The organism is Plantactinospora solaniradicis, assembly GCF_042658085.1.
Lineage (GTDB): Bacteria > Actinomycetota > Actinomycetes > Mycobacteriales > Micromonosporaceae > Plantactinospora > Plantactinospora solaniradicis.
Genome location: NZ_JBHSPR010000121.1, coordinates 1 through 7169 on the forward strand (window position 1 = coordinate 1; position 7169 = coordinate 7169).

General features: G+C 66.7%; 7 protein-coding genes. 5 read left to right on the forward strand and 2 right to left on the reverse strand.

The features are described 5' to 3' along the window. Positions 1-197 precede the first annotated feature (197 nt). Positions 198-950 (forward strand): hypothetical protein, encoded by a 753-nt coding sequence (locus ACFP2T_RS47500; protein WP_377434573.1) that lies wholly within the window; start codon positions 198-200, stop codon positions 948-950. Between the two features lie 96 nt (positions 951-1046). Beyond that, the gene (locus tag ACFP2T_RS47505) at positions 1047-1454 is read left to right on the forward strand and encodes an HflX-like GTP-binding protein (protein WP_377434576.1); all 408 of its coding nucleotides are present in this window, start codon (positions 1047-1049) and stop codon (positions 1452-1454) included. Positions 1455-1487: 33 nt separating this feature from the next. Here ACFP2T_RS47505 and ACFP2T_RS47510 read toward each other — a convergent pair whose 3' ends face one another. Continuing rightward, positions 1488-2270: a transposase family protein gene (locus ACFP2T_RS47510; RefSeq protein ID WP_377434579.1), complete on the reverse strand. Its 783-nt coding sequence runs from the start codon at positions 2268-2270 to the stop codon at positions 1488-1490. 534 nt (positions 2271-2804) lie between these two features. On the opposite strand from ACFP2T_RS47510, the gene ACFP2T_RS47515 reads away from it, so the two are divergent. Both ACFP2T_RS47515 and ACFP2T_RS47520 read left to right on the forward strand, forming a co-directional pair. Further along, positions 2805-3689: an arginase family protein gene (locus ACFP2T_RS47515; RefSeq protein ID WP_377434581.1), complete on the forward strand. Its 885-nt coding sequence runs from the start codon at positions 2805-2807 to the stop codon at positions 3687-3689. Positions 3690-3898: 209 nt separating this feature from the next. Continuing rightward, positions 3899-4243, forward strand: coding sequence for a hypothetical protein (locus tag ACFP2T_RS47520; protein WP_377434584.1), 345 nt, complete (start codon positions 3899-3901; stop codon positions 4241-4243). 423 nt (positions 4244-4666) lie between these two features. Here ACFP2T_RS47520 and ACFP2T_RS47525 read toward each other — a convergent pair whose 3' ends face one another. Then, positions 4667-4930, reverse strand: coding sequence for a DUF7161 family protein (locus tag ACFP2T_RS47525; RefSeq protein WP_377434587.1), 264 nt, complete (start codon positions 4928-4930; stop codon positions 4667-4669). A 1513-nt stretch (positions 4931-6443) separates the two neighbouring features. Here ACFP2T_RS47525 and ACFP2T_RS47530 point away from each other — a divergent pair. Continuing rightward, entirely contained in the window at positions 6444-6725 is a 282-nt protein-coding gene (locus ACFP2T_RS47530; RefSeq protein WP_377434590.1) for a RidA family protein, read from the forward strand. Positions 6726-7169: the final 444 nt, after the last annotated feature.

Below are 7169 nucleotides of genomic sequence, written 5' to 3' on the forward strand. Positions count from 1 at the left end.
TGGTTGTCTGCGAGGATGCACATCCTTGCATCACGATCAACTCACTCTCATGCCGCAGGTCGTGCGCGCCGTTGCCAGCGAGGGCGTCACCTTCGGTAGCCGTGGATCCCAGCGCGGCCAGGCGCGAGGACGTCCGGTCGTGCCGATGTGCGCGCACCCGATCACGGTAACGGTGAACGAGACCGAGAGATCATCTTGTGGATGCAGCGACCGCCACCGGCTTGTCGATGCTGTGTCATCATGCTGCCGTGGCTGAGGAGCGGGCTGACCTAAGCAACATGGTCGACGACATCGTACGGGCCTGCCAAGCGGAGGAGTACTGGTGGCCGGACCCCGACATGTGGGCGTCGCTGCACGGCTTGGCCGCTGACGATCCGCAGTCCATCACGGTGGGCCTGTCGTATCTGTGGGCCTCGTTTATCGAGTATCCGAACGTATTCGAGCCGGCGGTGCCGGCCGTCAGGTACGTGCTGGCGCTGCTGGATCGCAAGGTGGGTGGCGATACGGTGATCCGGAGCCCGGACGGCCGACTCCGGCCGTTGCGGGGCCACTTGCTGACCTGGTTGTCGGATGTGGCCGATGCGGTCGGTGACCTCCGCGTCCGCGAGTTCGTCGAGCTCGCCGGATACTCGCCGCTGGAGTCCCCGACTTCGGCGTGGCACGCGGTCCGGCAGCGCCGTTCCCAGATGTACGATGCCGCCGCCGCATTTCTGGACGACCCGCACCCCGGTGTTCGGCAGGAGGCGATCACCGCGGCGGTGGTGCTCGTGCGAGTTCCGGAGCTGGCCGTCCACCGTCAGCACATCGCCGCCGCGGCGCGAGCATTCCTGGGTGCCTGCACCGACCCGGTGCGCAGGCGATGGGCGGATGAAGCATTCCACGAGTTCAGCCCGACGTACGTCGCCGACGAACCGGTACGGACGCAGTCGAAACCCGATCGGATGCACTGAGCCTTTTCCAACCTTGCCAGGGCGGGAGCGCCCAGCGGCGGTCGACGGTCCGGAAACCTCTGGCTCCCGAGTCACGGCGAAAGTAATCATGTCAGGGTGAAGCAGTACCGGAACCTTGGTGACCCGCTCGATGGCGCTGACGTCATACTCGTCGGTCTGTTCTCGGCCAAGGAGAAGCAGTACAAGATCCGGCTCGACGAGCTTGCCGGCCTGGCTGAGGCCCGCGGTGGCCGAGTGGTGGGCCGGTACGTTCAGCGCCGGGGCGTCTCCGACCGGTGGAGGGAGCGCCCCGGCGGGGCCGCCCGGATGTCCCGGCCCTTCTCCCGCCGAACGCTGCTAACACACGGCAAGGTCCGCGAGATCGCCGAGGCGTGCCGAAAGGCGGATATCGACGCCGTAGTCTTCGTGAACACCCTGACACACGTCCAGCGGACCGTCTTGGCCAACATCCTCGGTTGCCTCGTATTCAGCGGCGACGACCTCGCTGCCGGCGGGACCGGGTAGCGGCGGGCAACCAAGGGACGTACAGCGAGCTATTCATCCTGCGAAGCGGTTGGCGTCGACGTGGTGCAGGACCAGGATCGCCTGCACAATCGCGGTGGCACGACGTGGGCAGCAGCGTAGCTTGGCCAGGATCGTCCAGGTCTTGAGCGTGGCAATCGCGCGTTCGCCACGAGCGCGGATCTTCGCGTGGGCAAGGTTCACGGCTTTTTGCCGGCGTGACAGCTTCGGCCGGAAGCGACGCCGCTTGAACGGGGTGCGCACGCTGCCTCGGGAGCCTTGGTAGCCCTTATCGGCGAAGGTCGTCACGTCCGCACTGGTCAGCGCCTCAATGATGCCGTGGGTTCGCGCGGCGGTCAGGTCGTGGACCGCGCCCGGCAGTGCCGGCGAGGCCCACACCAGTCGGCCCGCCGCATCAGCGATCACCTGCACGTTCACGCCATGGCGCTTGTGCTTGCCGGAGTAGTAGGGCTTCTGGTCGGCGACGCGGTCGATCGGGATCAGGGTGCCGTCCAGGATCGCGTAGGCCAGGGCGCGGATGCGTCGCATCGCGGTGTCCAGGTCGTCGGCGGCCGCGCCGAGCAGGGTTATCGCTTCTTGGACGTAGCGCCACGCGGTGGCGACGCCGATCTCGAAGCCGGCCGCGAGGCGGGTGTAGGTGTCGCCGTTGCGCAGATGGGCCAGGGCGAGAAGGGCTTGCCGGCCGGGTTCGAGGCGCCGCCACCGGGATCGGCGCTGCTTGCGGTGGCCGCGGATGCGTTCGGCGAGGTGGTTCAGGGCTCGGCTGGACAACGGGATCGTGGCGGGGTAGGACAGCATGGCGAGGCTCCCGGGCGGGCTTCGGGTCTTGGTCGACAGCTGTCCTACCTGGAGCCTCGCGCCCATCGATCGCTGGTTCCGCCACACCGCCCTGGGCCGCAAGATCAGCTTGGAAAAGGCTCATTGGAATGGTTGAACCATGGAACCATGCCCAGGCAGTCCGTTTGGAGCCGATGCCTTGAATTGCGCAACAAAGGCGGGTCGGCCGCGAACGGAATTACCACCGCTTTTTGGATTCGCATCCATGCGGCCGGTGGCACCTCGTCACGACAACGACACATGACCGACCGGAAAGACAGGCTGACGGAGACTGATTGATCCTATAGCTGGCCCGTGCTTCAAGCTTCAGCCTTTCCAGGAAAGTGTCACTCACATGCCGCCGAGCGAGCGCGCTGGACCTGGCGCCCCGTCACGCTCCGTACGCCATCGTCCAGCTGCCGAACGCACGCTCCTGCCGAGGTGAGTGCGTCGAACCTTCGGTGGTCGGCGCCGAGTCCGAGGCTGGATCGGCAGCCGACGCCGTATCGTCGAGTCATGATTGGCTCTGGTTGGTTTCTACTGGGCGCGCCGTGGGACTGTTCAGGGTGCAACCGGGGCGAGGCGCGGGGACCTGCCGCCCTGCGGGTGGCGGGCTTGACCGATCTCATCGAGGTCGATTTGGGCGACGCCGCTACGGTCATTGGCAGCAGCCGCCGCGACGAGACAACCGGGGTGCGTGCGCTGCCCGACACCATTGCCGCCGCGCATGCATTGGCGGCCGCGCTACAGGCGGGTATGAGGGATCATCCCGAGCGGCGGCCACTGGTGATCGGCGGCGACTGCAGCCTGCTGCTCGGCGTATTCGCCCAGCTTCGTCTATCCCTCGGCGAAGTCGGTCTGTGGATGGTCGACGGCCACCCCGACTACTTTGATGCGCCTGGGTCGGATACCGGCGAGACCGCCGACATGCAATTGGCCGTGCTGACCGGTGACGGGCCGCGGGACCTGATCGGCCTGGGAAATGCGGTACCGATGGTGGCGGCGCGGCAGGTCGCCCTGATCGGGCACCGCACCACCGGCCTCGACGCGGCCTCAGCGGCTGAACTGGCCCGCCTGCCCGCCGAAGTATTCACCATCGACTCTCCGGCGGTGGTCGACAACCCGCACGGCGCCGGACACCGGGCGGCGGTCTGGGCCGACCAACTGCGCGTACCGATGTGGCTGCACATCGACGTCGACGTCCTCGACCCGTCCGCCATGCCGGCGGTGACCTACCCGCAGGTTGGTGGGCCGAACCTCAACCAACTCGCGGGGGTCCTGGCCCCGCTCACAGCATCGCCCAACCTGGTCGGCGTCAGCATCGCAGACCTCCGCCCAGATCTGGATCCCGACGGCCGGCACGCGGCCGGGCTTGTCGCCCTGCTCGACGGGACACTGTGACGCTGAGGTCGACCGCACCGCGCAACCGTCGGTCGCCGGAGGCAGTTCCTGCCGGTGGAACTCGCACTGTCACGCCCGCCGAGCGGACGCCATCGCCAGCTGGAACCGTCACGCTCCGTGGTCAACCTCCGGCGTCGACCGACGTCCCGAACTGCCGAGTAGTGCGCCTACGCTCTTGAAGGGTCCCGGCGATCGGAGGGCTGTTCCGGATGACAGATGATGACCGCATCAAGGCTGTTGCCGCACTCTGGGCGGCGCATAGGGAGGCTGCGTTTCCTGCCCGTCTGAGGGCCGTCGACATCGCGGGGGTCGGGATGGTCATGCTCGATGCCGATGCCGCCGGCTGCATCAGTACGTGGCTGATCAACGGCGGCGACCTCGATGATTGGTGGTGGGATGTTCTTGCAGCACGCGAGCAGGACCTCGCCCGAGTGGTACCGCAGTTGGCCGGCTACGAGGCGAGCTACTACCAACGGCTGTTGGATATGACAGCGCTTGTCTTGGGTCCGCCTGACGACTTCGCTTCCTGGCACCTCTCACTGACGGCGCCCTGATCTGCCGCGATGCGCGCGGCGGGAGGCGCCTCAGCCGGACTCTTCCCGCAGGTACGGGTGCCGGATCCCACGTTCGACCAGGACTGTTTCGTAGAACAGAGCATCTGAGTCATCGCCGCGACCGCATCGTCGAGGTCGCCCGGTGCTCCACTGCCGCCGCAGTTCGCCATGATCACCCGGTCACGGGCCGCCGCGCCGTCGCTGCTCGGCTTCGATTTCGGCCGCGAGTGCGGATCGCTCGGCCTGATGTCGACCGAGAAGTTCAGCGCTGTAGGCACTCCACGCGGCCTCTTGGTCTGCCGTCATCGGCTCCGTCAACTTCGGACTCGACATCTGGATGGGCGTCGAGGAATGCTGCGCACAGCAAACCCATCTCCCAACTGTGCCGGCGGTTGAGCTCGATACGTCGCGGGTCCATCGTTCTCACGTCTCCGACAAGTTCTCGCAGAGCGCCAACTGGTCGAACACGACCAAGGTTATGCGCGTGGGGTCGTCCGGCGGGTGCACCCGCAAGGTGTGATGTGGGTTTGGTTCATCGTCAAGGATGACAACCGTCTCGATCCCGGCCGGTAGGCCGGCGGGCCAATCGATTTCATCGGTGGGTTCCTCAACGAGGACCTGGGCGAGCTTTCCTCGCAGACCCGTCTGGTCGTAGCGCAGCGGCGTGAGGCCCTGGTTCTCGCTCATGTGCTGATCCCTCTCCTCTTCGGGGACCTCGCATCGGCGGCCGATCTCCTGCGGCATCTCCGCAGCACTTGGCCAACCACCGAACGACAGCTTGCGACCTATCCGGCACTGGTCGAAGGATGACGCGGCCCGCCTCGACCCCATGACACTGGCATGAGCCGAACCTACCGCCACGACTGGGTCAAAGGACGAGGCCAACGCCGCGAACCGAGGGTGGTCCAGCAGCCTGGACTACCCCCTTGACGTCGCGCTGGAGCCGGTACCAAACCGCGGCCAGCCAAGCGCCGAGCGCATCGTCCTTAGCGGAAAATCCTGTTCCGTTCCGTTCCGTTCCGTTCCAGTCCAGTCCAAGTCCGGACCCCGAGGCGGCACCGGCGCACTGGCAGGCGCTCAACTGGACCCCGTGGAAGGTGCCGAACGTCCGGGTCGTATACCAGATCCCGGCGCTGCGCCACAGCCAGCACCCGTTGCGCGCCTGCCCAAACAGAAGATCGGGTGTCCTGATCTGCCGCAGGTCGTGCGCGCCGTTGCCAGCGCGGCCGTCACCTTCGGTAGCCGTGGACCCTAGCGCGGCCAGGTGCGAGGACGTCCGGTCGGTCGTGTCGATGACGGTGTGTCGCCCGTTGCAGGCGCTCGCGGACGCGGTCGGCCCGATGAGCTGGACGCGTCGTTTCCCGGGCCCATAAGTACCCTGTCACGCGCCGCAGTGAGGCCACAGTCAAATCCCCTGTCACGTGGACCCTAAGCACGGCGACAGGCTCGGTCCGTTCGACATCAACGAAAAGGCAGAATTCGTTCCGTAAGAACCATCCGGGCCGCTGGCATCCGGCGTCGTCACGCGAACGCTCCCAACCCTTGGTGGCGACCAAGTGCGTCCAGAGGCGGTCCGTAAGCTCCTGCAGCCTAGCCTGGTCGGGTGAGCCGATGAGATAGGTCTCGGAGCACGTCTCCGAGCCGCAGTTTCGGTCGGCGGAGACCAAAGTCAGGTCTTTAACTAATGGCAGCACAAGACCCGGTGTAGGCGAGTCGAGGCGCAGATCGAAGGCGGCGGCCGCGGGGCTGAAGGTACAACAGCCGCAAAATGCTGACCAGGCGACGAAAGCCGCCGTCAGCAACTCAGCCGCACTCCGACCCGCCACCAATCCTCGCCAGTTCTGTCCTGACTCCAGGTGGACGCCGGCGTCTCGACGCCGCGAAAGCCATCGATCGGCTAGGAGGGATATGGCGCACACTGCGAGCGTGGTCGGTCCCCAGAGCACCAACCCTTCGATCCAGTTTGGCAAACCCTGGCCCTGCAGTAGCTGGCAGGCGATGGCGAAGAGGAAGGTCAGAGCGACGACCAGCCCGACTCCGAATGTGATGCGCACCACGCGTACCCGAGTCACCATGATGATCAGCAGCACCGGAGGGCCAAGCCACAGCGGCAGGCCAAGGAACGCGACGGGTGATGGCATCTCGACCACCGCCGGATCGTACGGGTTCCTCTCCGCACCGCGGAGTCGTTCGGTGTACCGTGCCGGGTCGTGACGGTAAGGTCGTCGGTGCCACCGTCGGGGAGCAGGCCGGGCAGGCGTTTCGCAACCTCGCGACCATCTTGGCGAGCGAGGGGGCGAGCCTGGCGAACATCGTGCACTGGCGCATCGCGGTGGCGGATGGGCACTCGTTCGACGAGGGCGTGGCCGCCTTCCAGCAGGTGTGGAACCGGGCCGACCCGCCGCCGGCCATCACGGTCCACGTCGTGGCCGGCTTGGGCCCCGGGTTCCTCGTCGAGATCGACGCCGTCGCCGTCGTGTGACGCCCTGGGGCGGGGCTACTCCCGGCGCGGGACGATCCATCGGTCGTCGGGTTGGCCCGGTGTTGATGCTGGATGCGACCCAACAGCGACGACCGTCATTATGCGCGTTCCGGTTGGTGGTCCGATGGCGATGTGCGCCACGGAGAACTGCTGTCACCGCTGGCTGATAAGAACGGTTGGACGCTGGCGGAGGCCGCGTCTCCCTCCGGATGACGGCGCCGCCCGTGCTGGTGGCGATGGTGGCGCCGGCGATCTTGAGCGGGTCGGTCCCGTAGGCGTCGGCCTCTGGTCATCGGCTCCTGCTACGGCCGTGGGATCAGATCGGCCGGTCGGTGAGGTTGCGCAACGGAGGACGGCCAGCTCCCTGCGCCCCCGCATCCGCTTCTAGTGCCTCGTCTTTGAAGGTTGATCGTGTAATCCGCCGGTTCTGGGCATGTCTCGGGC